The sequence below is a fragment of the Hydrogenophaga sp. genome (assembly GCF_011390835.1).
In the GTDB taxonomy this organism is placed as follows: Bacteria; Pseudomonadota; Gammaproteobacteria; order Burkholderiales; family Burkholderiaceae_C; genus Hydrogenophaga.
Map to the genome: position 1 here is coordinate 1 of NZ_JAABRQ010000019.1, position 24,082 is coordinate 24,082.

Here is a 24,082-nt window from a genome sequence, read left to right on the forward strand (position 1 = left end):
TCTTGCCATGGTCCACGTGACCAATCGTGCCCACGTTCACGTGCGGCTTGGTCCGCTCAAATTTCTCTTTTGCCATTCTTCAGCTCCAAAATCAAAATTGCCGAAAACACCAGAACACAAAAAACTGGTGCCCTTGGCGGGAATCGGACCCGCGACCTCTCCCTTACCAAGGGAGTGCTCTACCACTGAGCCACAAGGGCCAAGGCAGCCACCCACACGGGCGCCACCTCAGAAACTCTCACATACCGTCAAACCAACAGCCAACTCGACACGCAAACCGCCACAGAACATGGAGCGGGAGACGGGAATCGAACCCGCGTCATCAGCTTGGAAGGCTGGGGTTCTACCATTGAACTACTCCCGCGCAGAGGTGCAGCAGGGCTGGCCCGGCACACCTGGAACGCTCTGATCCCAGTCGATTGCGCATCGCCTGAGCCGCTGGTGGAGGAGGCTGGATTCGAACCAGCGTACGCGTAAGCGGGCAGATTTACAGTCTGCTGCCTTTAACCACTCGGCCACCCCTCCGCAATGCAGCCCAATATTATGCCATGGTTTTGGGGATGCTTGCTAATAGGTCGGTCGTTCGGACGCTCACCAGCGGGGTGCAGCCAGCCCACGGGAAACCAGCCAGCGCGCTGCTTCGCCGAAATGGCCGCAACCCAGGAACGGCACCGGTGGGCGCAAGGCTGACAGGGGGGAAGGGTGATTGGCACACAAGACCAAGTGGCGCCGCACATCGATCAGCGACTGCTTTTTCTGGGCTTGGGCGCCCCACAACAGAAACACCTTCGGCGAGAGATGATCAGCGCACCGCTGGATAAGGGCGTCAGTGAGCGCTTCCCAACCTTGTCCCGCATGACTGGTGGGCGCACCGTCTTCCACGCTCAGGCAGGTGTTGAGCAAGAGCACGCCCTGCTCGGCCCAAGGCACCAGCGAGCCGTCGGCTGGCATCGGTCGCCCCAAGTCCCGCTGCAGCTCCTTGAAGACATTGCGCAAGCTGGGCGGCAGCCGGACCCCTGGCGCGACCGAAAAGGCCAGACCCTCCGCCTGACCCGACCCGTGGTACGGATCCTGGCCCAGGATCACGACCCGGACGCGATCCAGCGGCGTGAGCGCCAGGGCGCGCAGCGGCTCAGGCGGGTAGATCATCGCGCCCGCGGCCAGGCGCTGGGCCAGAAACGCCTGCAGCCGTTTCCCGGCGGCATCACGCCAGAAATCGTCGACCACGTGGGCCCAGTCGGGGTGAACTGCCCAGCGGGCCGGGTCGGCATGCTCCCAGGCAAGCCCGCGAGTCGAGCCCGCAGCCATCCCAACCAGGCTGGTCTGCACCGGCTTACCCTCAGCCAAACAGCTCGGCCAGTGCCATGCCCGGGTCCGGTGCCCGCATGAACGCCTCGCCCACCAGAAAGGCATGCACGCCAGCCGCCTGCATGCGGGCCACGTCTTCGCGCGCCAGGATGCCAGACTCGGTGATGAGCAGCCGGTCGGCGGGCACCTCGGCTATCAGATCCAGCGTGGTCTGCAGACTGACCTCAAAACTGCGCAGGTTGCGGTTGTTGATGCCCACCAGCGGCGTCTTGAGTTTGAGCGCGCGGTGCAGTTCGGCTTGATCGTGCACCTCCACCAGCACCGCCATGTCCAGCGCATGCGCCTGCGCCTCCAGTTCGGCCATCAGCGCGTCCTCCAGACAGGCCGCGATCAGCAAAATCGCGTCCGCCCCCATGGCCCGGGCCTCGTAGACCTGATACGGGTCGACCATGAAGTCTTTGCGCAGCACCGGCAGATCGCAGCTGGCGCGTGCCTGTTTGAGAAAGTCCGAGCTGCCCTGGAAAAACTGGCGATCAGTCAGCACCGAAAGACAAGCCGCACTGGTCTGGCCATCGCCCTCGGCGTAGCTCTGCGCGATGTCGGCGGGGATGAAATCGGCGCGCAGCACGCCCTTGCTGGGACTGGCTTTCTTGATTTCCGCAATCACCGCCGCCTGGCCGCCAGCAATCTTGAGCCTCAGCGCGCCTTCGAAGTCGCGCGTCAGCAAGCGACTCTCTGCGTCCTGACGCACCAACTCCAGCGGCTTCTTCTTGCGGGCGGCGACGATCTCTTCGTGCTTGACAGCGACGATCTTCTGCAGAATGTCATTCATGGGGTCGGGACTCGTTCGGAGGCCCCCCCGGCAAAGGGATTTCGCCGGGGGGTTGTTTGAGGATGTTCAGGAACACGCGGTGCATCACCACACCGGCCAGCACGAACAGCACCGAGATGCCGATGGCGATCCAGGCGCCATCGTTCTGCAGCCAGGCGGGCAGGCCCATGGCTCAGGGGCCGGTGCCCGCGGTGACGGACTGGGTGAAATCGGTGAAGGCGCGCAACGTCTTTACCGCCGCGCCAGACTCCAGCGCGCGCTGCGCCAGCGCAATGCCTTGCGCCATGTCGTCACAGACATTGGCCGCGTACAGAGCCACGCCGGCGTTGAGCGCCACGATGTCTCGCGCCGCGCGAATGGCCGGATCCTCCGGCTGCTCCAGTACCGCCATCAGCATGGTGCGGGATTCCTCGGGCGTCTCTACGCGGAGCGCGCGGTTACTCGCCATGGTGAGGCCAAAGTCCTCGGGGTGGATTTCGTATTCGTTGATCTCGCCGCCCTTGAGCTCGCCCACCATGGTGGCCGCCCCCAGCGAAACCTCGTCCATGCCGTCGCGGCCGTAGACCACCACCGCATGCTCGGCGCCCAGGCGCTGCAGCGCACGCACCTGAATGCCCACCAGGTCGGGGTGGAAAACGCCCATGAGGATATTGGGCGCCGAGGCCGGGTTGGTCAGCGGACCCAGGATGTTGAAGATGGTCTTCATGCCCAGTTCGCGGCGGATCGGCGCCACGTTTTTCATGGCTGGGTGGTGGTTGGGTGCGAACATGAAGCCCACACCTACGGCGTCGATGCAGCGCGCGATCGCCTCGGGCGACAGGTTGATGTTGATGCCCAGGCTCTCCAGCACGTCGGCGCTGCCGCTCCTGCTGGACACGCTGCGCCCGCCGTGTTTGCTCACCTTGGCGCCGGCCGCTGCGGCGACGAACATCGAGCAGGTGGAGATGTTGAAGGTATGCGAACCGTCGCCCCCCGTGCCCACGATGTCCACTAAGTGGGTCTTGTCTGGCACGTTCACCTTGGTGGAGAACTCGCGCATCACCTGGGCTGCGGCCGTGATCTCACCAATGGTTTCTTTCTTCACCCGCAGACCGGTGATGAAGGCGGCCATCATCACCGGCGACATTTCGCCGCTCATGATGAGCCGCATCAGGTGCAGCATCTCGTCGTGAAAGATCTCGCGGTGCTCGATGGTGCGTTGCAGCGCTTCCTGTGGGGTGATCTGGTGTCGGTGGGGCATGAAAGTCTCCTGCTTAAGCTTTGGGATTGTCGGACATGGCCAGGCGCAGGCCAAAGCCGATGAACATGACGCCAGCGCTGCGATCCATCCAGCGCCGTGCGCGCGAGGCAGCGCTCATGCGATGGGCCGCCCAGCCAGCGAGCCAGGCGTAGCCGAAGTTGACTGGCAGCGAGTTGATGTTGAAGATCAGGCCCAGCAGCAGGAAGACCACCACCTTGTCCGGCGCGTCGGGCGCGATGAACTGCGGTACAAAAGCCAGGAAAAACAGCGCCACCTTGGGGTTGAGCACATTGGTCAGAAAGCCGCGCCAGTAGATGCGCCCCAGGTTCGCCGGCAGCAGTGTGGCCGATGGCACGGAGGGCAAGGCCGCAACACCGTCTGGGCGCGCCAGCAGCAGCCTGAGCCCCATCCAAACCAGGTAGGCCGCCCCAGCCCACTTGAGCACCATGAACGCAGTGGCCGAGGTGGCAAGGAGTGCCCCCATCCCGAGCGCCGCGGTGAACACGTGCACGAAGCAGCCACTCACGATGCCCAAGGCTGCCACCACACCCGCGCGCACGCCGCTGCGCAAGGCCTGGCTCACGATGTACAGCACGTCGGGGCCGGGCGTGAGGTTGAGTAACCAGCCGGCTGCGATGAAGACCAGCAACTGGGTTGTGTCGGGCATGGTGAACGCCGGACTGTGTTCAGTAAGGGCCGTTGCCGCGCGCACCGGCGGTGGCCACTGGCGCTCGCGCAAAGAAGTCGCGCACCGAGGCAATGGCAAGGTCGATGCCGGCCGCGTCCACGTTGAGGTGTGTTACGAACCGCAAACCGATCAAGCCTGTAGCCAGCACGCCATCGGCCTTCAGATGGTCCAGCAATGCAGGGCCACGGCCGTCGGCCACATCCACAAACACGATGTTGGTCTGCGCCGAGCGCACCGTCAGACCCTCGATGCCTTGTAGCCCTCCGGCCAGCCGTTGCGTCAGCGCGTGATCGTCTGCCAGGCGGTTCACATGGTGATCCAGTGCGTGGTGGGCGGCCGCTGCCAGCACGCCAGCCTGTCGCAAGCCGCCGCCCGCCATCTTGCGGATGCGCCGGGCGCGCTCGATCAGCGCTTGCGAACCGCACAGCGCCGATCCCACCGGGGCGCCGAGCCCTTTGCTGAAGCAGACCGAAAGGCTGTCGAACAGGTCCGCGATCTCGCGCACGCGGGCCAGGGCGCTCTGTCCCGGCGCGGCGGTGGCGACGGCGGCGTTGAATAACCGCGCACCATCAAGGTGGGTCGCCAGACCGCGTTCACGCGCCAGCTGGGTGGCGTCTTGCAGGTAGGCGTCGGTCATGGGATGACCGTTCCAGGTGTTTTCCAGGCACAGCAGGCGGGTGCGTGCGAAATGCATGTCATCGGGCTTGATGGCCGCTTCGATAGCGTCAAGCGCCATGCGGCCTTGCGCGTCCTGGTTCAGCGGCTGTGGCTGCACGCTGCCGAACACCGCCGCGCCCCCGCCTTCGTACCGGTAAGTGTGGGCATTCTGGCCCACGATGTACTCGTCACCCCGCGCGCAATGCGCCAGGATGGCGCACAGGTTGCTCTGCGTGCCACTGGGCATGAACAACGCCGCTTCTTTGCCGGTGATGGCGGCAATGTGCGCCTGCAAGGCATTGACCGATGGGTCATCGCCGAACACGTCGTCGCCCACCGGCGCGGCCATCATGGCCTCGCGCATGGCCGCCGTCGGCTGCGTGACGGTGTCGCTTCTCAGGTCAATCGTCTTCATGCGGGTCTCACCAAAAAGTTCTTCAACATCGCGTGACCATGCTCGGTCAGGATGCTCTCTGGGTGGAACTGCACGCCCTCGATATCCAGCGTCTTGTGCTTCACGCCCATGATTTCGCCATCGTCGGTCCAGGCGGTGACTTGCAGGCAATCGGGCAAGCTATCGCGGGCGATGGACAGTGAGTGGTAGCGGTTGACCCGGAACTTGGCTGGCAGGTGGGCGAACACGCCTTCCTGCGTGGTACTGATGACGCTGGTCTTGCCGTGCATCAGCTCCTGGGCTCGCACGATCCGGCCGCCGAAAGCCGCACCGATGGCCTGGTGACCCAGGCAGACGCCGAGGATGGGCAGCTGACCCGCCAAGCGATCGATCGCCGACACCGACACACCTGCCTCTTTGGGCGAGCAAGGCCCGGGTGAAATCACCAGGCGATCCACCTCGCCGACCTTCACCCTGCGCTGAATTTCATCGACGGTGATCTCGTCGTTGCGCACCACGGTCACCTCCGCCCCCAGTTCGCCGAAGTACTGCACGATGTTGAAGGTGAACGAGTCGTAGTTATCGACCATCAGGAGCTGGATTTTTTTGCTCATGCTGTTCACTCCAGCCCTTCTTCCACCAACTCGGCCGCCCTCAGCAGCGCTCGTGCCTTGTGCTCCGTTTCCCTCCACTCCATTTCCGGCACCGAGTCGGCCACCACGCCCGCGGCGGCCTGCACGTGCAGGGTCTGGTCTTTGATGATGCCGGTGCGGATGGCGATCGCCACGTCCATGTCGCCGGCGTAGCTGAGGTAGCCGCAGGCGCCCCCGTAGATGCCGCGCTTGGTGGGCTCAAACTGGTCGATGAGCTCCATGGCGTGCACCTTGGGCGCACCGGTCAACGTACCCGCCGGGAAAGTGGCCTTGAGCACATCCATGTTGGTCATGCCGTCATTCAGAATGCCTTCGACGTTGCTCACGATGTGCATTACGTGGCTGTAGCGCTCCACCGCGAAGGCCTCGGTCACCTTGACCGAGCCGATTTTCGCGATGCGGCCAATGTCGTTGCGCGCCAGGTCGATCAGCATCACGTGTTCGGCGCGCTCTTTGGGGTCGTTCACCAGTTCCTGCTCGATCGCCTTGTCGGCCTCGGGCGAGGCGCCGCGCGGGCGCGTGCCGGCCAGCGGCCTGATCGTGACCTTGGTGCCCTCGTCGGTTTTTTCCTGGCGCACCAGGATTTCCGGTGATGCACCGACCACGTGGAAATCACCAAAGTGGTAGTAGTACATGTAGGGCGACGGATTCAGGGAACGCAACGCCCGGTAGAGCGACAGAGGGCTTTCAGTGAAGCGCTTGCTGATGCGCTGGCCCACTTGCACCTGCATGAACTCGCCAGCGGCAATCAGTTCCTTGGCGCGCTCAACCGCCACCAGGTATTCGGCCTTCGCGAAGCTGCGCTCGGCCGGGTGGCTCTGGCTGGCCTTGACCACCGGCGCACTCACCGAGTACTTCAGCGCGTCCTTGAGTTCGCGCAGGCGGCGCTTGGCGCTGGCGTAGGCCTCGGGTGCGGCGGGGTCGGCGTAGACGATCAAATAGAGTTTGCCCGAGAGGTTGTCGATGACGGCCAGCTCCTCGCACTGAAGGAGCAGGATGTCCGGGCAACCCAGGGTGTCGGGCGGGCAGCTGTTCTCCAGTTTCTTTTCGATGTAGCGCACCGCGTCGTATCCGAAGTAGCCAGCCAGGCCGCCACAAAATCTCGGCAAGCCCGGGCGCAGCGCGACCTGGAAACGCTGCTGGTAGGCGGCGATGAAGTCGAGCGGGTTGCCCGCGGCGGTTTCTACCACCACACCGTCGGTCACGACTTCGGTTTTGGCCGCGGCACCAAAGCCGCTGGAGCGCAGCAGGGTGCGCGCGGGCAGCCCGATGAAGCTGTAGCGGCCGAACCGCTCACCGCCCACCACCGATTCCAGCAGGAACGAGTGTTTGCCGTCACCCTTGCCGTGGGCCAGCTTGAGGTAGAGCGAGAGCGGGGTTTCCAGGTCCGCAAAGGCCTCGGCCATCAGCGGAATGCGGTTGTAGCCCTGGCCGGCCAGGCTTTTGAATTCGAGTTCGGTGATCATGTTCAGACGCTCCTTCGGCTCCGGGCTGGGGTGCAGCTCGCAGAACCGTTTGCTAAAGAGGGCCGGGCAGTCGGGCTGCCGGGCTGGGGGCGGGGATATCGCAGAGGCGGGCGGTGCAATCGCCGTCGCCGCTACCCACCCCAGGGGAAGGCACGTTTACGCTGGCTTGCGCCAAGGCCAGGCTCCCCGGCCTGGGCGGCGCGCAAGAGCGGATACGAACTTCGTGCGGGGTGTGAACATGGTGAGCAAAGTGTAGCAAAGCCACCCCAGGCAGGTCGAAAACTGCCCGCCGGGCAGTCAACCGACTAGGTGGGAACCCCATGGCTGGCCGGCATCAAAACCCCCACAATGGAATTTTTCGAACGGTCGTGCTTTTGTGCGCAACGCGTCGCGCACTTTTTTTCGACCCTCTGTTCCATTCTGGAGCTTCACCATGTCATTCCGCTTCCCGCTGCGCCTTCCCGTCGCCACCGCCTCGCTGCTGTTCGGGCTGGTGCTCACCCCCTTGCTGTCTGCCGCGGCCACGGTTGAAGTGGCGGGCGTGAAGCTGGAGGACCGCATCAACCTGGTCGGCAGCCCACTGATGCTCAACGGCGCCGGCATCCGCTACAAGGCGGTGTTCAAGGTCTACACAGCTGGTCTTTACCTGAGCACCAAGGCGGACACACCGGAAGCGGTGCTGGCCGCGCCCGGCCCCAAGCGCCTGACCATCACCATGCTGCGGGATATCGATTCGGGCGAACTCGGCAAGCTGTTTTCGCGCGGCATGGAAGACAACATGGAACGCACCGCGTTTTCCAAACTGATCCCTGGCGTCTTGCGCATGAGCCAGGTGTTCAGCGACCACAAGCAACTCAAGGAAGGCGAAACCTTTGTGCTCGACTGGGTGCCGGGCACTGGCACCGTGCTCACTGTCAAGGGCGCCGCACAGGGAGAACCGTTCAAAGAGCCCGAGTTTTTCGATGCGCTCATGCGCATCTGGCTGGGCAAGAAGCCGGCCGATTTCCGGCTCAAGGAAGCGCTGCTGGGCAAAGCCCCCTGATCGCGCCGCCTCGGCAGGGCGCCGCGGCGCTACGTGTCGCTCAGCAGATCGGCGATCGAGTGCACCATCCGGTCGTGGGGTGAACGCTCGATCGGCTCGCCGTGGTTGTAGCCGTAGGTGACGAGCGCCACCGGGCAACCCGCCGCGCGCGCGGCCAGAGCGTCGTTCTGGGAGTCGCCCACCATCAGCGTGCGCGCCGGCTCGCTGCCCAGTGCCTCGCAGGTCTTGAGCAAGGGCAAGGGGTCGGGCTTGCGGCGCTCAAAGCTGTCGCCGCCAAACACCTCGACAAAGTAGCCAGCCAGCCCCTTGGTCTCTAGCAGGCCCTGCGCAAAAGCAAGCGGCTTGTTGGTGAGGCAGGCCAGACGCAAGCCTCGCGCCCGCAAACCCTCCAGGCCTTCGATGACGCCGGGAAAGACGTCAGCAAACTGACCGTTGATCGTCAGGTAGTGGTGTTGATAGCGGCGCCAGGCGGAGTCGAACAGCGCGTCGACGGTGCGAGCCGGGCAGACCTGCCCCAGACCGCTCACCGCGGGCAAGGCCAGCTGTTCGGCCAACAAGCTGCGGATCAGGTGCTCCGAACCTTTGCCCACGGTGCGCGCGACCGCCGCCCTGTCCACGCCGGGCAGCATCAGGTCAGCGAAGGTGCGGTTGAGCGCAACCTCAAAATCCCCCAAGGTATCGACCATCGTGCCGTCGAGGTCGATGATCGCGGCGCTCAAAGGCCGCAGGTCCAGGCCACCCGAATTCAGCATGGTGTGTTACTTTCGCGCATCATTCAAACCTGACGGAGACTTTCATGAAAAAACTCTTGCAATCCTTTTGCCTGCTGATCGCCGGCGTGGTGCTCAGCACCGCAGCGCTGGCCCAGGACAAGGTGGTGTATCACATCGATGATGCCGCCACTCAGGCCACCAAGGGCTTGCGCAACATCCGCAACCACCTCGACGTATTGCCCCAGACGCAGATCACGGTGGTGACGCACGCCAACGGCGTGGACTTCCTGTTCGCCGACGCGAAAGACCCGAAGAATCCCGACATTGACTACAACTCCCTGGTCAGCGCGCTCAAGGCGCGCGGCGTGCGTTTCGAGGTGTGCGAAATCACGCTGAAGAACCGCAACCTGAAGAAAGAGCAGTTTTCGCTGGATGCCGATTTCACCCCCTCGGGCGTGGCGCGCATCGGCGCGCTGCAGTTCCGCGAGCAGTTCGCCTACATCAAGCCCTGACCAGCCAACCGCTCAGGCGCGCAGCGCGCTGCGCATGGCGTCGATAACGACTTTGTAGTCGGACTTGCCGAAGATGGCGCTGCCCGCGACGAAGGTGTCGGCGCCGGCATCCGCCACGCGGCGGATGTTGTCGGCTTTGATCCCACCATCGACCTCCAGGCGGATGTCGCGGCCGCTGGCCTCGATGCGCTTTCTCGCCGCCTCGATCTTGCGCAGCGCCGAGTCGATGAAGCTCTGACCGCCAAAGCCAGGGTTGACGCTCATAATCAGAATCAGGTCGATGTCGTCGATCACCCAGTCCAGCACGTCGAGCGGCTGTGCCGGGTTGAACGTCAGGCCCGCCTGACATCCCCGGGCCTTGATTGCCTGCACGCTGCGGTGAACGTGAGCGCTTGCATCCGGGTGGAAGCTCACCAGATCAGCTCCAGCGTCGATGAAAGCGCCCGCGAGCGCGTCCACTGGCTGGATCATGAGATGCACGTCGACCGGCACCGGCGTGCCGTCGGGCTTTTTCGCATGCGGCTTGAGCGCCTGGCAGACCATGGGGCCAAAAGTGAGGTTGGGCACGTAGTGGTTGTCCATCACGTCGAAATGGATCCAGTCGGCGCCGGCGGCGATGACGTCGCGGACCTCCTCACCCAGGCGGGCGAAGTCGGCGGAAAGGATGGAAGGGGCAATGCGGTAGGTGGTGGTCATGTCGAAGCCGGGAGGACAGAAGGCAGAAGGCCCGAGGGCGATGACCGGCATTGTCTCAGGCCTGCCGCGCGCTCTGCACAACGCTCACCCGGTGCAGGTAACATGCCGGCCATGCCGACATATCAGTTCACCTGCGAGGTGGAGCCCCAGTACCTGAGCGAGCAGTCCGCGCCCGACGAGGATGCGTACGCCTTCGCCTACACGGTCACCATCACCAACACCGGTGACGTGGCGGCGCAGCTGATCTCCCGGCACTGGATCATCGAGGACGCTCAAGGCCACAGCGACGAGGTCAAGGGCCTGGGGGTGGTGGGCAACCAACCGCTGCTGCGCCCGGGCGAGTCGTTTCAATACACCAGCGGCACTCGCCTGCGTTCGGCCAGCGGCCAGATGCACGGCAGCTTTTTCTGTGTGGCCGAGGACGGCGAGCGCTTCGAGGCCACCGTGCTGCCGTTCGCACTTGTGGCCGATACGAGCGCCCCCGGCCGCCTGCTTCACTGACGGGCCAGGCGGCCATGCCGCCTACGACATCCCGCGGCCCTGCACCCCATCGAGACCCGACGCATGCAACTGGATTTCCTGCCGACCTGGCCCCTTCAACTTAACACCCTGTTCTTTTTCGGCTTTCTGCTGTTCTGTGGTGCCCTGGGCGGCTTTCTGGCGCACCGCATGAGCTGGCTGCCCAGCATCACCGGCTTCATGCTGGTGGGGCTGGTCGCAGGACCGAATGTGCTGGGCATCTTCGACTACGACGCGCTGGCGGATGCGCGCATCGTGGTCGACATCGCGCTGGCCCTGATCCTCTACCGCCTCGGCTTGTCGCTGGACATCAAGTCGCTGCTTCACGACAAAGGCTTGCTGCTGGTGTCGCTGGTGGAGAGTGCGCTGACCTTCGTGGTGGTGTATTTCGCCATGAGCCTGTTTGGCATCGGGCCGCTGGTTTCTGCCGTGGTCGCGGCGATTGCCATCTCCTCCTCACCCGCCGTGTTGCTGCACGTGGCTCACGAGCTCGGTGCCCATGGCAAGACCACCGACCGCGCCGAGGCCCTGGTCGCACTCAACAATGTGCTGGCCTTTCTGGTGTTTGCCGGTCTGCTGCCGGCGCTGTACCAGGACACCGAAGCGCCTCTGGCCACCATGATCGGGGCACCGCTGTACCAATTGCTGGGCTCCACCGTGCTGGGCCTGGTGCTGGGCTGGATGCTGCACATGGTGGCCCGGCTGACCAAGCGGGCCACCCAGTACAGCCTGGCGCTGGTGGTGGGTGCCGTGGCCATGACGCTGGGGCTGGCGCTGGCGTTTGGCCTCTCGGCGCTGTTTGCGCCGCTGGTGCTGGGTGTGGTGGTCAAGACCGCAGAGAAGCAGGACCTGCTGGCCAACCTGGAGTTTGGCCCTGCCTTCGAGCTCTTTTTCGTCGCCCTGTTCGTTTATGCAGGTGCCAGCCTGCACCTCAAGGAAATGGTGGCGTTCGCGCCGGCGGCCGCGGTCTACGTGATCGCGCGCAGCGTGGCCAAGTGGGTGGGTGTGGCCGCCACCGGCTATGCGGTGGGCTGGCACCGCCGCACCCACCGCAATGCCGGCCTGATGCTGCTGCCCATGGCGGGCATGGCGATCGGCCTGGCCAACACCATGACCGAGCAGTTCCCGATCCGCGCAGCCGAAGTGGCCTCCATCGTGTTTGCCGCGGTCGCGGTGTTCGAGACCCTCGGCCCGCCCGTGGTCGCTCGGGCGTTGCGCTGGGCGGGCGAGGTGCACGGTGACGATGAAGACCGTGGCCTGACCCAGGCCGATGCGGTGATGGAGCCGATGGTGGCCGAGGCTCCCGAGTCCGAGACCGCTCCGCTGAATGCCCAAGAAAAACCTGCCGCCTGACGCTGCCAAGATGGGAGAGTTTGCGCTGATCGCGCGCCATTTCACGCGGACAGCTGCTGCCAGCGCGGAATCGCTGGTGCTCGGCGTGGGCGACGACGGTGCATTGATACAGCCCACACCCGGTCACCAGCTGGCGATCTCCAGCGACATGCTGGTGGAAGGCCGGCACTTTTTTCCCGACGCCGATCCCGGCTCGCTTGGGCACAAGGCGCTGGCCGTCAATCTCAGTGACCTGGCCGCCATGGGCGCACGCCCGCTCGGCTTCACGCTGGCCATCGCCTTGCCCGCGGTCGACGACGCCTGGCTCGCTGCCTTTGCGCGTGGCCTGTTTGCCCTCGCCGATGCCCACGCCTGCCCCCTGGTGGGCGGTGACACCACCCGCGGACCGCTCACCCTGAGCATCACCGTGTTCGGTGAAGTCCTGCCGGGTCAGGCGCTTCGGCGCTCGGCTGCGCAATCGGGTGACGACCTGTGGCTGAGCGGCCGCACCGGCGAAGCGCGACTCGCCCTGGCGCAGCGCCAGGGCCTTCCCTGGGCCACGACCGCATCGCCTGCCGACCTGACCCAGGCCAGAGCCCGCATGGACCAGCCCACACCCCGGCTGGCGCTGGGCCAGGCGCTGGCGGGCCTGGCCCACGCCGCCATCGACGTGAGCGATGGCCTGGCGGGCGACCTGGGCCACATCCTGCAAGCGAGCGAGCTCGGCGCTGACATCGACTGGGCGGCCTTGCCGCTGGCGCCGGCTCTGGCCGCGCTGCCTGTCGAGTGGCAACGCGAATGTGTGCTGCACGGCGGCGACGACTACGAGCTGCTCTTCACCGCCTCCCCAGACGATCGCGACCGGGTGCGGGCCGCCGGCGCGGCCAGCGAGACGGTTGTGCAACGCATAGGCCGCCTGCACGCCGCACCAGGCCTGGTGCTGATCGACCACCATGGCCAGCGCGCGCCACTGGCGATGCGCGGCCACGACCACTTCGCGGCCTGAGGGCCAGTCAAAGAGCGCTGGACGGCGCAGGTCCGCCGAGCAAAGCACGCAGCACCTCGTCGGCGCGCGCGCCACCCAGGTGGGCGGCGTCCACCCAGACAAATCCACCTGCCGGCGCGGCCGCCAGCGCCGCTTGCGCCACGGCGCGGTCGGTGCGCGCATCGGCCAGCAGCACCACCCGCTGCAGGTGGGTGGCTGCGGCCAACACGCCGAGTTCGTGTTGACAGCCGCGGTTGGCCGCCTGAAAACCCCGCAAATCCATCAGCACCACATCGGCGCGTGTCACGAGGGCGGCCAGCGCCACCTGCCAGGTGGTGTCGAAGCAATAACACTCGTTGACGCGGTAGCGGCCGTCCGGGTCGGGCGCGAGGTCAAAGTCGCGCAGTCGCTCGCTCAGCTGCGCCTGGTTGGCGATGAAGCGGCCGGCCAGGCGGCGGTTGAGAAAGGTGAACAGGTCGTCGGGGTCCAGCGTTCGGCTCAGCAGGTCGGTGCCGGCAATCAGCACCGTGTTACCCACCAGCCGCCAGCGCTCGACCACCCGGTCAAACAGCGTCTGCACCGCGGTGTCTTGCTGAAACACGCGCAGCACCAGCAGGGTAGCGGGCGGCGCTGCCGGTGCCAGCCACCCGCGCAATGCCCAGACACCCAGCGGAATCCACAACCAGGGCAGCAACTGCGTCGCCGCCACCAGCCCCACGCTTTCCAGCGGCGGCAATGCGTTGGCCATGAGCACCACGAACCAGTAGGCGCCCAGCAGGTACAAAAGGTCTGAAAACCGCTGCCGCCGGTAGGCCTGGGCCAGCCACAGCCCTGCCTGGTAGACCGGCCAGGCCAGCAGAAGCCAGGGCGCGAGCGCCATCAGGACAAGGGCCGGCCGGGCGCCAACCGCGCCGACCAGGGACATCATCCAATCCGGCGGTGCGCTCGAATCACGTGCCAGCCAGCCCAGCATGAAGACGGAGGCCACCGCCAGCACGAGAAACAAGGGCAGCAGGGTGGGAGCCACCGCGCGAATGCGCCCGCTGGCACCAATCATCAACGCGATCGTGATCGGAATCACCACCGCGCCGCCCAGCCACCCCGCCACCGCGGTCCAGGACTGGGCCGAGGTGGAGCCCAGCATCACCACCCCCACCATGGCCACCAGGTAGAGAAGCACACCTACCAGCACCCGGGTCCAGGACCAGCGTCGCAACAGCCCCCAGCCCATGACCATCGGCCAGGCGTAGACCAGGCCCAGGACAAACAGGCGGTTTAGCGACAGGTTGCGGTCCTGGTAGACGAACAGCAGGGCCAGCGCGGACTGGGTCAGCCCGATCAGCAGGCTCAAGCCGGCAATGAACACCATCAAGCGCACCGTGGCGCGCCGATGCACCGCGGCGCCTGGCAAACGCGCGCGCGCCAAAGCCATCAGCGGCGGTGCGCCCTCGCCCGCTGCGGCGGCTGACCGGTCACTGGGCGGTGGCCCGCCGCGCATCAGGCTCAGCATGCGTCGGCGGTAGAGCCCAGCGATCACCCAGGACACCCCAGTCGCCAGCAGCACACCCAGCATCAAGGCTGTCAGCACCATGCCCGACAAGTTGTTCATGAGCGCACTCCCGGCTGAATCCCCAGCTGCGGCCAGTGTGCGCGCCACCCCCTGACAACACAAGCAGCCCGAAGTGGCGCCTCCATAATGCGAAGCATGGTCACCGACCCTACCTTGCCTGTGGAGCGCGAGCTCGCCCAAAATTCCGCGGCGATCGTGCACCCGGGCTGGGCGTTTCTGCTGGCGCACCCGGCCCACTTCATCGCGCTCGGCGCTGGCTCGGGCCTGTCGCGACTGGCTCCCGGCACCGCGGGCACCTTGTGGGCCTGGGCCGCTTTTGTGACCCTGCAGCCGGTGATGAGCGACACCGCCTGGGGCGCGCTGATCACCGTTGGCACGCTAGTGGGCTGGTGGGCCTGCACGGTGACCGCGAGCCACATGCGCATCGCCGACTCCGGCCACATCGTGTGGGACGAAATCATCGCCTTCTGGCTGGTGTTGTGGCTGGTGTCACCCACCGGGCTGCTGGGTCAGGCCGTGGCGTTCGCGCTGTTCCGCTTCTTCGACGCGGTGAAGTTCGGCCCCATGGCCTGGGCCGATCGGCGCTTCAAGGGGTTTGGCCCGCGCGGCGGCTTCGGCATCCTGCTCGACGATTTTGCGGCGGCCGGCTGCACGCTGCTGGTGATCGCGGCCTGGCGGTTTTGACCCACCCCCGGGCTGCGCCCGCGGCGCATCACCCCTCAAGGGGCTGTGGGCGGCGGCGCGGCCTGCAAGGCACGCTGGCGGACTGGCGGAGCCGGGTCCGGGGCGTTCTGGTTGGCTCACCCTCGTGCCTGCGCGTGTTCCTCCTGTTCTGCTTGCGGTACGCTGCCACCCATGATCGAACCTGCTGCTGAATCTGCTGTGCCCGACCTTGTGTCGCAACTCGCAACGCGGCTGCGCTTGCACGGGCAGATGCTGGTCACCGCAGAGAGCTGTACCGGCGGGCTGATCGCGGGGGCGTGCACCGAGATCAGCGGGTCGAGTGACTGGTTCGAACGCGGTTTTGTCACCTATTCCAATGCGGCCAAGACCGAGTTGCTGGGCGTATCGGCGGCCATGATCGAAGCCCACGGCGCGGTGAGTGAAGCGGTGGCCTGTGCCATGGCCGCAGGGGCGCTGGCGCGCTCGCAGGCGCAGTGCGCGGTCGCCGTGACGGGCGTGGCCGGCCCCACCGGCGGCAGTGCCGACAAGCCGGTTGGCACGGTGTGGCTGGCCTGGGCCACGGCGCAAGGCGTGCAGGCCGAACACCACCGGTTCCCGGGCGACCGCGCCGCGGTCCGCCAGGCCACGGTGCAGCGTGCGCTGGCGGGATTGCTGCAGCGGCTGTGAGCGGTCAGGCGCGCGTGGGCAGGATGTGCACGTCCACACCCCGGCGTGGCGCCGGGCCAATGGGTGGCGCATAGCCCAGGCGGGCCCACATCTGCACCGTGAAGGCGGGTGGCGGCGCCTGCAGCAGCTGGTGGATGGCCGCATAGGGCCCCGCCTGTTCGGGGTACTCCTGCAGCGCCTGCGACAAGGGCTGCATGGCCAGCCCATGCGCCGTGGCGGCGAGCTGCGCGCGCGCGTAGGCACGACCCGCGTTCACCTGGGTGAACCGGTCGTTGCCTTCGGTGACCATGGCAAAGAAGGCCGGCGTGGTGGCCAGCTTGGCGTTGAACTCGTCGATCTGCCCCGTCACCGCCGAGCTGTCGGGGGCGGACGCTTGCGTGCGGTCGAACAGGCCCACAGCGGTGATGAGGCGCAGCAGCGGATCGTTGACCGAGATGCCGTCGCGGTGCTGCGCAATCTCCGACGGGCCGATGCGCAGCACCTTGTAAGACTCCAGCAGCGTGCGCGGCGTGGTCAGCTCGATGCGCCAAGCCTGCATGGCGATGGCGCGGTGCTGCTGCAGCCGCTCGCCTGCCTCGGGCCCGACGAACTCGACCCGGATCGGGTGCGGTGCCACGCTGTCGGCAATGGCTTTCAGGGCAACTGCTTCGGGCGCACGCCCTTCATAGGCCTCGCGGTTGGTGCGGCGGCGGAAGATCTGGGCGAACAGCGGGTCGGGCCGAACGCCCGCGTCGACCAGCAAGCGCACGCGCGCGGTGGGCCGGCCATCCAGCGCCGTGGGACCAAACGCACCCTCCGGAAACAAGGTGATGTCGGCCCTAAGGCCTTTCTGACGGGCCGCGAGGTCGAGCAGTTCCAGAAACGTGCCCTGGCTCATCATCATCTGGCGCGACAAGGGGTCGGTTTCGGGCAACAGCCGCTCCCGGTCGATGAACAGCGTGATCTCGTCGGGCACGCTGAAGTCGACCCGCCACGACTGCAGGTTGTGCGAGTGCGGCGCGAGGATGGCGTGCGCCACCAGCCAGCGGCGCACATCACCCCCGTCCGCGGGCGGGCTCCACGCCTGCAAGGCCTCGGGGGGCAGGCTGGCGTCGCAGGCGGCCAGGCTGGCGGTGGCGGCGAGCACCACGCCGCCGCCGGTGATGCGAATGAAGTTTCTGCGTTGCATGTGGAATTCCTTGATGGTTCGGGGCGGAGCGGCGAGTGCGCTTGTCTCGCGGACATTGTGGAATCGGGCAGAGATGAACACAATGGCATGAAATCGCGTACGAGCTATACACGAATGAATACCGATAAGTTCAACTGGAACCTCATCCCGTCGTTTCTGGCGGCCCATGAACACGGCAGCCTGCTGGCGGCCGCGCGGGCCCTGGGCACCAGCCAGCCCACGGTGGGGCGCCACGTGGCCGAGCTCGAAACGCAGCTGGGCAGCGTGCTGTTTGAACGCACCGGGCGCGGCCTGGCCCCGACGCCGGCCGGTCACCGCCTGGCCGAGGCGGCGCGCGCCATGGAAACCGGCGCGCTGGCGCTGCTGCGCAGCGTGAACCACGCCAAAGCTACGCTGGAGGGCTCGGTGCGCCTGTCGGCCAGCCAGCCGGTCGCCTGCGTGTTGCTGCCCCCGGTGCTGGCGCGCATGCGCGAGGCCCTGCCGGGCATCGCGGTTGAGCTGGTGGCGAGCAACGCGGTGAGCAACCTGCTGCGCCGCGAAGCCGACATCGCGCTTCGCATGGTGCGCCCCGAACAGTCCTCGCTGATCGCCCGGCGTATCGGCGCGGTAGGGCTGAGCGCCTGCGCCCACCGCGACTACCTGCGCCGGCGTGGCACGCCCCGCGCACCAGCCGACCTGCTGCAGCACGAGCTGATTGGCAATGACCGCGTGCCCGACATCGAGCGAGGCTTCAGCGCCATGGGTCTTCCCATTGCGCATGAGCGCTTCGAACTGCGCACTGACGACCTGATGGCCTACTGGGGCGCGGTGCGCGCTGGACTGGGCATCGGCTTTGTCTCCAACTACCTGATCCGAGAAGACCCGGCGGTGCAGACCCTGTTGCCGCAGCTGCGCATACCGCCGCTGCCGATCTGGCTCACGGTGCACCGGGAGATCCGCAGCAGCGCCAGCATCCGCGCGGTGTACGACTTCCTGGCGCGCGAGCTGCCGCCCCTGTTGTGAGGCCCGATGGCCGAAGCCTTCAAGCACCTGATCAACGCCCATACCGTCCGGCATGCGAGCGAGCACCTGCAGCGCGCCTGGACCGCCTTCGATCGCAAGCGTTTTGAACATCAGGCACTCAAAGGTCTGGAAGGGCTCGAGTTCAAGGCCCGCGCACTGCAGATTGCCGATGCGCTCGAGGCCTGCCTGCCGCCCGACTTTGACCAGGCCGCCGGCGTGCTGGAGCAGGCGCTGGCGCCGCCTCTGGCATTCAACGCACCGGGCGAACCCATTGGCCTGGGTGCTGCGCTGAATCCGGCGGGACTGGCAGGCTGGGTCTTGTGGGGCGCGGGTGAGTGGGTGACGCGGCGCGGCATGGACGAGGTGCCGCGCGCACTGACCTGTTTGCACGCGCTGACGCAGCGCTTCACCGCCGAACTTGCCATCCGGCCTTTCATCGCCGCGCATCCGTCCGAGGTGTTCGAGACACTGACCGGCTGGGCACACGATGCCAGCCCTCACGTGCGGCGCCTGGTCAGCGAAGGCAGCCGACCGCGGCTGCCCTGGGGCTTGCGGCTGCAGGCGCTGGTGGCCGACCCGCGGCCCAGCCTGCCCCTGTTGCGGCTGCTGCAGGACGACCCCAGCGCTTACGTGCGGCGCAGCGTGGCCAACCACCTCAACGACATCGCCAAGGATCACCCCGAGCGCATCGCCCAATGGCTGAGCGAGCACCTGCCGGGCGCCAGCGCCGAGCGCACCGCCCTGCTTCGCCACGCCAGCCGCAGCCTGATCAAACAGGGGCATGCCCCCACGCTACTGGCCTGGGGGATGAGCCCAGGCCTGCGCGGCCAGGCCGAGCTGGCGCTGTCGCACCGTGCGCTCCGCATTGGCGACACGCTCACGCTGTCGGTGCAGCTGCGGGCCAGCGGGCGCGAGCCGCAGGCGCTGGTGGTCGACTACGCGGTGCACCATGTGCGGGCTGGCGGCAAAACCAGCGCCAAAGTGTTCAAGGGCTGGAACGTGAACCTCGCGCCCGGCGAGGCGCTGAGCCTGAGCAAACGCCACCCGTTTCGGGAGGTGACCACACGCCGGCTTTACCCCGGCGTGCACCGGATCGACCTGCTCGTCAACGGTGAGCGGCAAGCCTCCGAGACTTTCGAACTGCGCCCAGCCGCGGTCGATACGGCGTGATATTGCGCACATCGCCGTGGCGACAGGCGCACAGCCGTGTGACGGCAGGTAACAAGTGCCCGCTCTTGTGCCCAGCCAGCCAGTCGCGCAAGGCTCGCAGCCATCACACTGCGCTGCCGGCACACTCCGTGCCCGACCCCGTTGCCATGAACCTCAAGAACGCGCTTCTTCAGCGCCTGCTCGCGCGCTGGTCCCGGCAGTCGGTGACCATCAGCGATCCGCCGCCCGCCGAGCCACCCGCGGCGGCGGCGGTGGCGTCGCCCATGCCCGCCCCTCAGATTGACCGCCTGGCGGTTCAGGGCGCCATCATTGAGCACCTGGAGTGGTGTGTGCGCTTCAACGAGCGCCTCGGCCGGGAGCGCCACACGGACGAGCCGCCGCCCGATCTGCCGGATGCAGCCGACAGCGGTCTGGGCCAGTGGCTGGCGCGCTCGCGAGACGGAGCGCCGGGACAGCACCCCCTGTTTGCCGAACTGGAACTCGAGCATCAGCGTTTCCATATGCTGGCCGACAAGGCCTTGATGCTGGCCGATTCGGGCCACATGCACCTGGCCAGCACCTTGCTCAACACCGACTTCGAACGGAGCCGGGCGCGCCTGCTCGACATGCTGCGCAACCTGCAGCGCGGCTGAGCAACCCGGTGATGGCGGCGGCCTTCAGGCCGCGCCGTGGCACTTCTTGAACTTTTTCCCGCTGCCGCAAAAGCAAGGGTCGTTGCGACCCGGCGTCTCGGCCCGACGCACCGGGTCAACCCGCGGCCCCAGGCTTTGCCAGAGCTGGCGCAGGTCGTACACGGCCCAGATCGCCTCGCCCAGCTGGTTCAGCCGCGCCTCGCTCACGCTGGGCGGACCATCCTCGCTGTGCATGGAAAGCGTGGGCCGGGCGGTGTCGTCTTCGGTCAGCGCGACGATGGCATTGAGCGAGCCGTCGAGCCAGTCGGCGGTCTCGGCATCGCGCGGCGCGGCCCAGTCTTCCGGCCAGTTCTCCACCACGAACATGAAGCCCAGCGCCCAGACCTGCGCATAGGCCGGCAGCGCCTGATCGCCGATCTCGGCCCGGGCCTCGTCCGGCAGGCTGGCCACGGCACCGCGCACGTCCATCACCTCCGGGTGGTAGCTGCGTTCGTCTTCCAGCGTCTCGACTTCGGCGGCCAGGGCAGCGGCCACTTCGTTCCAACGCCGCGTCCATAGGCCCAGGAACTGGGTGGCCTGCTCCGCATTCGCCCATGCTTCGCCGCCCTCGGCGCCCTCACCCAGCAGGACCGGCAGGTACTCGTCGGGCAGGATCAGGCGTCGCGTGCACAGCAGCGCGGCCAGCGCACCTTCGCAGAACTCCCACTGTGGCACCTCGTCGTCGCGGGTGCGCAGGTCGTCCAGGATGGCGTCGAGGGTGTCGAAATCCTCGGCTTCCAGCGGGCGATCCAGGTCGGGCGGCGTAACAGGGTGGTTCATGGGGACAACGGGTGGGACTTTATGATGCCCGGCAGTGTAGCCCGCGCTGCACGGAGAACTTTTGCATGCTCGACCGCCTCAACGCCCTCTATCCCGTCCGCTACACCGCGCTTGCGCTGTGCGTGCTGTTCACCCTGCTCAGCCTGTTCGCGATGGTGGGATTTGGCGTGGGTGGGTTGTGGTTCCTGGTATTCGGCGGCCTCTCGGCGCTGGGCTGGTACGACCTGTGGCAGACCAAAAAATCGGTGCTGCGCAATTACCCCATCATTGGCCACTTTCGCTACATGCTGGAGAAGGTGCGCCCCGAGCTGCGCCAGTACTTCCTGGAAAGCGACACTGAAGCCACTCCCTTCTCACGCAGCCAGCGCAGTCTGGCCTATGCCCGCGCCAAGGGCGAGACCGACAAGCGCCCCTTCGGCACCCAGCTCGACGTGAACGCCAACGGCTTCGAGTGGCTCAACCATTCACTGATGCCCACCACGCTGGGCACATCCGACTTCCGCACCACCATCGGCGGACCGTCCTGCACCCAGCCCTACGAGGCCAGCGTGTTCAACATCTCGGCCATGAGCTTTGGTGCGCTCTCGGCCAATGCCATCCAGGCCCTCAACGCCGGTGCAGCGCGCGGCCGCTTCGCACACGACACCGGAGAGGGCTCTATCTCGGCCTGGCACCGGCTGCACGGCGGCGACCTGATCTGGGAGATCGGTTCGGGTTACTTTGGCTGCCGTGACGAAGCCGGGGGCTTCAGCGAAGAGCGCTTCAAAGCCAATGCGCTGGACCCGCAGGTCAAGATGATCGAACTCAAGCTGAGCCAGGGCGCCAAGCCTGGCCACGGAGGCATGTTGCCCGGCGCCAAGATCACGCCAGAAATCGCCGCGGCGCGCGGCGTACCGGTGGGGGTGGACTGCATCTCGCCCGCGGCCCACAGCGCATTTGCCACGCCGATGGAAATGATGCAGTTCATCGCCCGACTGCGTGAGCTCTCGGGCGGTAAGCCGACCGGCTTCAAGCTCTGCATCGGACACCCCTGGGAGTGGTTTGCCATCGTCAAGGCGATGCAGGAAACCGGCATCACGCCCGACTTCATCGTGGTCGACGGCGCCGAGGGCGGCACCGGCGCCGCGCCACTGGAGTTCACCGATCACGTGGGTGCGCCGCTGCAGGAAGGCTTGCGCCTGGTGCACAACACGCTGGTGGGTGTGAACCTGCGCGATCGAATCAAGATCGGGGCGTCGGGCAAGGTGATCAGCGCGTTTGACATCGTGCGCGCCATCGCCATTGGCGCCGACTGGTGCAACAGCGCGCGCGGTTTCATGTTTGCGCTGGGCTGCATCCAGGCCCAGACCTGCCACACCGGCCAGTGCCCCACCGGCGTGACCACCCAGGACCCGGTGCGCCAGCAGGCGCTGGTGGTGCCCGACAAGGCCGAGCGGGTCTACAGCTTCCACCGCCAGACGCTCAACGCGCTGCAGGAGCTGGTGCAAGCGGCCGGCCTGAACCACCCGAGCGAGATCACCGCCGACCACATCGTTCGTCGCGTCAACGAAAACGATGTGCGCCTGCTCTCGACCCTGCTGCCCACGGTGCGTCCCGGCGCCCTGCTGGGCGAACTGACCGATCAGCACAAGGTCTTCCAGTACTACTGGCCGCAGGCCGAGCCAGACCGGTTTGGTCTGGTCTGAGCACAACGCCTGAACCTGTCTGACCTGGCTGCGCCTCAGATGCGCGAGCCGTCCTCCAGGAAACGCTCTTCCTTCTCCAGCGCGCCCTGGCCGTCATAGCTCTTGCGCCGCAACAGCACGCCACGTGGACCGTGTTCGTCCTCGCGCTGCAGCACACCGGTTTCGCTGAAGTAGCGCTGCCAGCCAAACAGCCGCCCGTTGCGCTCGGCGTTCTCGGCCGCCCGCTCGCCGCTGTCCCAATAGCTGGTGGTGTCGCGCAGCTCGTTGCGACCCTCACGCTGGATGGTTTGCACGAACTTGCGCTGGCCGTTGAGGTACCACTGCTCGATGCGCTGCTCGCGCCCGGCCGCCCACACCGTCTGCTGAGTGAGCTGGCCGCTGCTGGCCCATTCGCGCACCACGCCCTCGCGCACCAGCACATCCGGATCGCGCTGCAACAGGTCGGTTTCCGAGCGCAGCTGGCCCGATGGGTAGTACACCCGTTTGATCCGCCGGTCGGGCTCGCCAGGCGCGCGGGTCAGCTCTTCGCTGCGCACCAGCGCTCCCTGGGCATTGACCACAGTCTGGCGCACCAGCTCACCGGCGAGAAAGCTCACCATGCCCGAAACCTGCCCAGGCTCTCGGTACAGCGTGACCGCACTGGCCTGACCTTCGTGTCCACAGACCTGCCGGTCCTGCGACAGCAGCGACACCGGCGCGCAGCGCAGTGCGCTGAGCGAGCCGTCCGCCAGGTAGCCGATGGACACGGCCACGCGGCGGTTCACCATGTAGTCGAGCCGCGCCAGGTGTCCGGAGGCTGCGAAGGTCTTTTGCTCGCCGATGGCCTGCCCGTTGTCCAGGTTTTGCTCGCGCCGCAAGGTGCCGCTGACATCCCATTCGCGGAAAACCCCCTCGCGGTTGCCGCGGGCATTGACGGTGTACTCGCGCCGCTCGCCCGACTGCATGACAAAAAGCGCCGGCCCCTCGAAACGGCCATCACGCAGCGTCTGCTCGCGCAAGCGAATCGGCCCACTGTCGTCGGTGCAACGCATCACCCCCGACTTGCCTGCCGTGGTGTGACCGTTGGACGGACTCACCGACTCGCCATTGAGCTCACATTGCGGCACGGCCAGGGCCAGCCCGCTGCTCAGTCCCAGCAAGAGGGCGGCCAAGACACGCCAGCGGGGCAAACCATCAGGAATACAGCGGGTGTGCAGCCACATGGCTCGGGTCCTTGCCAGTCGCGCGCCCCGGTTCGCCAGCCCAGTGCCGGCGCACCAGCACGTCGAGTCGCGCGAGGCGCTTGGTCATGCGCAGGATGTGCGCGTCTTTGCTGATCAGGGTGGCACGGTGCGCCACCGCCAGATCGATGAATTTCTGATCGTCAGCGTCTTGGCAGGTCACAGGCGCCTTGGGCGCCTCAGCCACCACGCACACCCGGGCATCGAAGGCTTCCAGCACGGCTTCGGGTGCGAGTGCCCGACGGGTCAGTCGCTGGGCGATCTGCGGGTAGCCCAGCACACGCGCCAGCTCCTCGCGCATGGCATCGGTGACCAGCCAGTCCACGAGCACGGCAGCCAGCGCCGTGCGCAATGCCCCACTCGCTGGATCGTCGAACACGAACAGATCCAGCGCGATGTTGGTATCGAGCACGAGGGGAGATCGCATCG

At 66.6% G+C, this 24,082-nt stretch carries 26 protein-coding genes and 3 tRNA genes; 11 read left to right on the top strand and 18 right to left on the bottom strand.

The features are described from left to right. Nucleotides 1-125: 125 nt before the first annotated feature. The 11 genes from GPT34_RS12135 to trpE all read right to left on the bottom strand — a co-directional run bounded on the left by GPT34_RS12135 (nt 126) and on the right by trpE (nt 7,238). A tRNA-Thr gene (locus GPT34_RS12135) sits at nt 126-200 on the bottom strand. 90 nt (nt 201-290) lie between these two features. Continuing rightward, nucleotides 291-364: transfer RNA gene (locus tag GPT34_RS12140), tRNA-Gly, on the bottom strand. Nucleotides 365-439: 75 nt separating this feature from the next. Continuing rightward, nucleotides 440-525: transfer RNA gene (locus GPT34_RS12145), tRNA-Tyr, on the bottom strand. Nucleotides 526-591: 66 nt separating this feature from the next. After that, nucleotides 592-1,308 (bottom strand): uracil-DNA glycosylase, encoded by a 717-nt coding sequence (locus GPT34_RS12150; protein ID WP_291012911.1) that lies wholly within the window; start codon nt 1,306-1,308, stop codon nt 592-594. A gap of 31 nt (nt 1,309-1,339) precedes the next feature. Further along, a complete protein-coding gene (gene trpC, locus GPT34_RS12155) occupies nt 1,340-2,140 on the bottom strand; it encodes an indole-3-glycerol phosphate synthase TrpC (protein WP_291012742.1) in 801 nt (266 codons plus the stop codon). Further along, nucleotides 2,133-2,309, bottom strand: coding sequence for a hypothetical protein (locus tag GPT34_RS12160; protein WP_291012744.1), 177 nt, complete (start codon nt 2,307-2,309; stop codon nt 2,133-2,135). Before GPT34_RS12160 ends, trpC begins: the two co-directional genes overlap by 8 nt. 3 nt (nt 2,310-2,312) lie before the next feature. After that, entirely contained in the window at nt 2,313-3,380 is a 1,068-nt protein-coding gene (gene trpD / locus GPT34_RS12165) for an anthranilate phosphoribosyltransferase (protein WP_291012747.1), read from the bottom strand. A 13-nt stretch (nt 3,381-3,393) separates the two neighbouring features. Beyond that, a complete protein-coding gene (locus GPT34_RS12170) occupies nt 3,394-4,047 on the bottom strand; it encodes a LysE family translocator (RefSeq protein ID WP_291012750.1) in 654 nt (217 codons plus the stop codon). 19 nt (nt 4,048-4,066) lie between these two features. Next, on the bottom strand, nt 4,067-5,140 hold the full coding sequence (ltaE, locus tag GPT34_RS12175; RefSeq protein WP_291012751.1) for a low-specificity L-threonine aldolase: 1,074 nt from the start codon (nt 5,138-5,140) through the stop codon (nt 4,067-4,069). After that, a complete protein-coding gene (locus GPT34_RS12180) occupies nt 5,137-5,733 on the bottom strand; it encodes an aminodeoxychorismate/anthranilate synthase component II (protein WP_291012753.1) in 597 nt (198 codons plus the stop codon). Before GPT34_RS12180 ends, ltaE begins: the two co-directional genes overlap by 4 nt. 5 nt (nt 5,734-5,738) lie before the next feature. Continuing rightward, entirely contained in the window at nt 5,739-7,238 is a 1,500-nt protein-coding gene (gene trpE, locus GPT34_RS12185) for an anthranilate synthase component I (RefSeq protein ID WP_291012756.1), read from the bottom strand. Between the two features lie 433 nt (nt 7,239-7,671). Here trpE and GPT34_RS12190 point away from each other — a divergent pair, with 433 nt between their 5' ends. Continuing rightward, nucleotides 7,672-8,280, top strand: a complete 609-nt coding sequence (locus GPT34_RS12190) for a chalcone isomerase family protein (RefSeq protein WP_291012759.1) — start codon at nt 7,672-7,674, stop codon at nt 8,278-8,280. Nucleotides 8,281-8,309: 29 nt separating this feature from the next. On the opposite strand, the gene gph is transcribed toward GPT34_RS12190, so the two are convergent. Continuing rightward, the gene (gph, locus tag GPT34_RS12195) at nt 8,310-9,032 is read right to left on the bottom strand and encodes a phosphoglycolate phosphatase (protein WP_291012762.1); all 723 of its coding nucleotides are present in this window, start codon (nt 9,030-9,032) and stop codon (nt 8,310-8,312) included. 44 nt (nt 9,033-9,076) lie between these two features. Here gph and GPT34_RS12200 point away from each other — a divergent pair, with 44 nt between their 5' ends. After that, nucleotides 9,077-9,505, top strand: a complete 429-nt coding sequence (locus tag GPT34_RS12200; RefSeq protein WP_291012764.1) for a DsrE family protein — start codon at nt 9,077-9,079, stop codon at nt 9,503-9,505. Nucleotides 9,506-9,517: 12 nt separating this feature from the next. On the opposite strand, the gene rpe is transcribed toward GPT34_RS12200, so the two are convergent. Further along, on the bottom strand, nt 9,518-10,201 hold the full coding sequence (rpe, locus tag GPT34_RS12205; RefSeq protein ID WP_291012767.1) for a ribulose-phosphate 3-epimerase: 684 nt from the start codon (nt 10,199-10,201) through the stop codon (nt 9,518-9,520). Nucleotides 10,202-10,312: 111 nt separating this feature from the next. On the opposite strand from rpe, the gene apaG reads away from it, so the two are divergent. The 3 genes from apaG (at nt 10,313) to thiL (ending at nt 13,058) form a co-directional block, all read left to right on the top strand. Continuing rightward, complete coding sequence (gene apaG, locus GPT34_RS12210; protein WP_291012770.1) at nt 10,313-10,702, top strand: Co2+/Mg2+ efflux protein ApaG; 390 nt, start codon at nt 10,313-10,315, stop codon at nt 10,700-10,702. A 63-nt stretch (nt 10,703-10,765) separates the two neighbouring features. Further along, nucleotides 10,766-12,073, top strand: a complete 1,308-nt coding sequence (locus tag GPT34_RS12215) for a cation:proton antiporter (RefSeq protein WP_291012772.1) — start codon at nt 10,766-10,768, stop codon at nt 12,071-12,073. Continuing rightward, a complete protein-coding gene (gene thiL / locus GPT34_RS12220) occupies nt 12,048-13,058 on the top strand; it encodes a thiamine-phosphate kinase (protein ID WP_291012775.1) in 1,011 nt (336 codons plus the stop codon). Before GPT34_RS12215 ends, thiL begins: the two co-directional genes overlap by 26 nt. A 7-nt stretch (nt 13,059-13,065) precedes the next feature. Here thiL and GPT34_RS12225 read toward each other — a convergent pair whose 3' ends face one another. Next, nucleotides 13,066-14,646 (bottom strand): hypothetical protein, encoded by a 1,581-nt coding sequence (locus GPT34_RS12225; protein ID WP_291012777.1) that lies wholly within the window; start codon nt 14,644-14,646, stop codon nt 13,066-13,068. A gap of 96 nt (nt 14,647-14,742) precedes the next feature. Between GPT34_RS12225 and GPT34_RS12230 the strand changes: the two genes are divergently transcribed. Both GPT34_RS12230 and GPT34_RS12235 read left to right on the top strand, forming a co-directional pair. Next, complete coding sequence (locus GPT34_RS12230; protein ID WP_291012780.1) at nt 14,743-15,291, top strand: phosphatidylglycerophosphatase A; 549 nt, start codon at nt 14,743-14,745, stop codon at nt 15,289-15,291. Between the two features lie 171 nt (nt 15,292-15,462). After that, on the top strand, nt 15,463-15,957 hold the full coding sequence (locus tag GPT34_RS12235) for a CinA family protein (protein WP_291012782.1): 495 nt from the start codon (nt 15,463-15,465) through the stop codon (nt 15,955-15,957). 4 nt (nt 15,958-15,961) lie between these two features. Here the strand turns inward: GPT34_RS12235 and GPT34_RS12240 are convergent, their stop codons facing one another. After that, the gene (locus GPT34_RS12240; RefSeq protein ID WP_291012784.1) at nt 15,962-17,125 is read right to left on the bottom strand and encodes a nitroreductase family protein; all 1,164 of its coding nucleotides are present in this window, start codon (nt 17,123-17,125) and stop codon (nt 15,962-15,964) included. A 114-nt stretch (nt 17,126-17,239) separates the two neighbouring features. On the opposite strand from GPT34_RS12240, the gene GPT34_RS12245 reads away from it, so the two are divergent. From GPT34_RS12245 to GPT34_RS12255, 3 genes are all read left to right on the top strand, one after another. Continuing rightward, nucleotides 17,240-18,127 (top strand): LysR family transcriptional regulator, encoded by an 888-nt coding sequence (locus GPT34_RS12245; protein ID WP_291012787.1) that lies wholly within the window; start codon nt 17,240-17,242, stop codon nt 18,125-18,127. A 6-nt stretch (nt 18,128-18,133) separates the two neighbouring features. Continuing rightward, complete coding sequence (locus GPT34_RS12250; RefSeq protein ID WP_291012789.1) at nt 18,134-19,297, top strand: DNA alkylation repair protein; 1,164 nt, start codon at nt 18,134-18,136, stop codon at nt 19,295-19,297. Between the two features lie 128 nt (nt 19,298-19,425). Continuing rightward, nucleotides 19,426-19,929, top strand: a complete 504-nt coding sequence (locus GPT34_RS12255; protein WP_291012791.1) for a hypothetical protein — start codon at nt 19,426-19,428, stop codon at nt 19,927-19,929. A gap of 24 nt (nt 19,930-19,953) precedes the next feature. Here the strand turns inward: GPT34_RS12255 and GPT34_RS12260 are convergent, their stop codons facing one another. Next, nucleotides 19,954-20,748 carry a UPF0149 family protein gene (locus GPT34_RS12260; RefSeq protein WP_291012792.1) on the bottom strand — a complete coding sequence of 265 codons (795 nt, stop codon included), beginning with the start codon at nt 20,746-20,748 and terminating at the stop codon, nt 19,954-19,956. A gap of 65 nt (nt 20,749-20,813) precedes the next feature. Between GPT34_RS12260 and GPT34_RS12265 the strand changes: the two genes are divergently transcribed. Then, the gene (locus tag GPT34_RS12265; RefSeq protein WP_291012794.1) at nt 20,814-22,433 is read left to right on the top strand and encodes an FMN-binding glutamate synthase family protein; all 1,620 of its coding nucleotides are present in this window, start codon (nt 20,814-20,816) and stop codon (nt 22,431-22,433) included. A 35-nt stretch (nt 22,434-22,468) separates the two neighbouring features. Here the strand turns inward: GPT34_RS12265 and GPT34_RS12270 are convergent, their stop codons facing one another. Next, on the bottom strand, nt 22,469-23,635 hold the full coding sequence (locus tag GPT34_RS12270) for a hypothetical protein (RefSeq protein ID WP_291012796.1): 1,167 nt from the start codon (nt 23,633-23,635) through the stop codon (nt 22,469-22,471). After that, nucleotides 23,607-24,080: a putative toxin-antitoxin system toxin component, PIN family gene (locus GPT34_RS12275; RefSeq protein WP_291012798.1), complete on the bottom strand. Its 474-nt coding sequence runs from the start codon at nt 24,078-24,080 to the stop codon at nt 23,607-23,609. The genes GPT34_RS12270 and GPT34_RS12275 overlap by 29 nt, the downstream gene beginning before the upstream one ends. Between the last annotated feature and the right edge of the window lie 2 nt (nt 24,081-24,082).

What these genes read in the sequence shown, in the direction of transcription:
- GPT34_RS12150 (WP_291012911.1), bottom strand. Translation starts at nt 1,308, where the DNA reads ATGGCTGCGGGCTCGACTCGCGGGCTTGCCTGGGAGCATGCCGACCCG.
- trpC (WP_291012742.1), bottom strand. Translation starts at nt 2,140, where the DNA reads ATGAATGACATTCTGCAGAAGATCGTCGCTGTCAAGCACGAAGAGATC.
- GPT34_RS12160 (WP_291012744.1), bottom strand. Translation starts at nt 2,309, where the DNA reads ATGGGCCTGCCCGCCTGGCTGCAGAACGATGGCGCCTGGATCGCCATC.
- trpD (WP_291012747.1), bottom strand. Translation starts at nt 3,380, where the DNA reads ATGCCCCACCGACACCAGATCACCCCACAGGAAGCGCTGCAACGCACC.
- GPT34_RS12170 (WP_291012750.1), bottom strand. Translation starts at nt 4,047, where the DNA reads ATGCCCGACACAACCCAGTTGCTGGTCTTCATCGCAGCCGGCTGGTTA.
- ltaE (WP_291012751.1), bottom strand. Translation starts at nt 5,140, where the DNA reads ATGAAGACGATTGACCTGAGAAGCGACACCGTCACGCAGCCGACGGCG.
- GPT34_RS12180 (WP_291012753.1), bottom strand. Translation starts at nt 5,733, where the DNA reads ATGAGCAAAAAAATCCAGCTCCTGATGGTCGATAACTACGACTCGTTC.
- trpE (WP_291012756.1), bottom strand. Translation starts at nt 7,238, where the DNA reads ATGATCACCGAACTCGAATTCAAAAGCCTGGCCGGCCAGGGCTACAAC.
- GPT34_RS12190 (WP_291012759.1), top strand. Translation starts at nt 7,672, where the DNA reads ATGTCATTCCGCTTCCCGCTGCGCCTTCCCGTCGCCACCGCCTCGCTG.
- gph (WP_291012762.1), bottom strand. Translation starts at nt 9,032, where the DNA reads ATGCTGAATTCGGGTGGCCTGGACCTGCGGCCTTTGAGCGCCGCGATC.
- GPT34_RS12200 (WP_291012764.1), top strand. Translation starts at nt 9,077, where the DNA reads ATGAAAAAACTCTTGCAATCCTTTTGCCTGCTGATCGCCGGCGTGGTG.
- rpe (WP_291012767.1), bottom strand. Translation starts at nt 10,201, where the DNA reads ATGACCACCACCTACCGCATTGCCCCTTCCATCCTTTCCGCCGACTTC.
- apaG (WP_291012770.1), top strand. Translation starts at nt 10,313, where the DNA reads ATGCCGACATATCAGTTCACCTGCGAGGTGGAGCCCCAGTACCTGAGC.
- GPT34_RS12215 (WP_291012772.1), top strand. Translation starts at nt 10,766, where the DNA reads ATGCAACTGGATTTCCTGCCGACCTGGCCCCTTCAACTTAACACCCTG.
- thiL (WP_291012775.1), top strand. Translation starts at nt 12,048, where the DNA reads ATGCCCAAGAAAAACCTGCCGCCTGACGCTGCCAAGATGGGAGAGTTT.
- GPT34_RS12225 (WP_291012777.1), bottom strand. Translation starts at nt 14,646, where the DNA reads ATGAACAACTTGTCGGGCATGGTGCTGACAGCCTTGATGCTGGGTGTG.
- GPT34_RS12230 (WP_291012780.1), top strand. Translation starts at nt 14,743, where the DNA reads ATGGTCACCGACCCTACCTTGCCTGTGGAGCGCGAGCTCGCCCAAAAT.
- GPT34_RS12235 (WP_291012782.1), top strand. Translation starts at nt 15,463, where the DNA reads ATGATCGAACCTGCTGCTGAATCTGCTGTGCCCGACCTTGTGTCGCAA.
- GPT34_RS12240 (WP_291012784.1), bottom strand. Translation starts at nt 17,125, where the DNA reads ATGCAACGCAGAAACTTCATTCGCATCACCGGCGGCGGCGTGGTGCTC.
- GPT34_RS12245 (WP_291012787.1), top strand. Translation starts at nt 17,240, where the DNA reads ATGAATACCGATAAGTTCAACTGGAACCTCATCCCGTCGTTTCTGGCG.
- GPT34_RS12250 (WP_291012789.1), top strand. Translation starts at nt 18,134, where the DNA reads ATGGCCGAAGCCTTCAAGCACCTGATCAACGCCCATACCGTCCGGCAT.
- GPT34_RS12260 (WP_291012792.1), bottom strand. Translation starts at nt 20,748, where the DNA reads ATGAACCACCCTGTTACGCCGCCCGACCTGGATCGCCCGCTGGAAGCC.
- GPT34_RS12265 (WP_291012794.1), top strand. Translation starts at nt 20,814, where the DNA reads ATGCTCGACCGCCTCAACGCCCTCTATCCCGTCCGCTACACCGCGCTT.
- GPT34_RS12270 (WP_291012796.1), bottom strand. Translation starts at nt 23,635, where the DNA reads ATGTGGCTGCACACCCGCTGTATTCCTGATGGTTTGCCCCGCTGGCGT.
- GPT34_RS12275 (WP_291012798.1), bottom strand. Translation starts at nt 24,080, where the DNA reads ATGCGATCTCCCCTCGTGCTCGATACCAACATCGCGCTGGATCTGTTC.